The sequence below is a fragment of the Streptomyces boncukensis genome, assembly GCF_011045075.1.
GTDB lineage: Bacteria > Actinomycetota > Actinomycetes > Streptomycetales > Streptomycetaceae > Streptomyces > Streptomyces boncukensis.
Genome location: NZ_JAAKZZ010001072.1, coordinates 1 through 713 on the forward strand (window position 1 = coordinate 1; position 713 = coordinate 713).

A 713-nucleotide genomic window follows, 5' to 3' on the forward strand; every position below is an offset into this window, starting at 1 on the left:
CCCGTGGCCTCCCACCGCGGCGACATGGTGGACTTCCCGATCGGCCCCGAGCTGCTGGCCGGGGTCGAGCGGATCGCCCGCGAGCGGGACGTGACGGTCCCGATGGTGCTCCAGGCGGCCCTGGTGGTCGCGCTCCAGCACCTGGGCGCGGGCGACGACATCGCCCTCGGCTCCACCATCGCGGGCCGCACCGACGACGACCTCGCGGACCTGGTCGGCTTCTTCGTCAACACCTGGGTGCTGCGCGCCGACCTGTCCGGCAGCCCCTCGTTCACCCGGCTGCTGGGCCAGGTGCAGGACAAGGCCCTGGCCGCGTACGACAATCAGGACGCCCCGTTCGAGCGCCTGGTGGAGGCGCTCAACCCCGAGCGCTCCACCGCCTACCACCCGCTGTTCCAGACGATGTTCACCTGGGACGACGACGCCTGGATCGACCTGGACATCCCCGGCCTCACCGGCCGGCTGGAGGTGCTGTCCACCCCGACGGCGAAGTTCGACCTGGAGTTCAACTACTTCTCGGACCCCGGCGGGGCGGGGCTGCGGTGCTATCTGGAGTACGCCACCGACCTGTTCGACCGCAAGACGGCCGAGGACATCACCGACCGCTATGTGCGGGTGATCCGCGAGCTGGTGGCCGACCCCGAGAAGCCGGTCGGCCTCGTGGACGTCCTGGGCGAGGGTGAGCGGGAGTTGGTGCTGGGGGAGTTCGGTGG

At 70.8% G+C, this 713-nt stretch carries 1 protein-coding gene; it reads left to right on the plus strand.

Annotated features, from left to right (window positions below; genetic code table 11):
• Nucleotides 1–24: 24 nt before the first annotated feature.
• The coding region (locus tag G5C65_RS37985; RefSeq protein ID WP_241266360.1) for a condensation domain-containing protein at nt 25–713 on the plus strand (689 nt) is incomplete at its 3' end.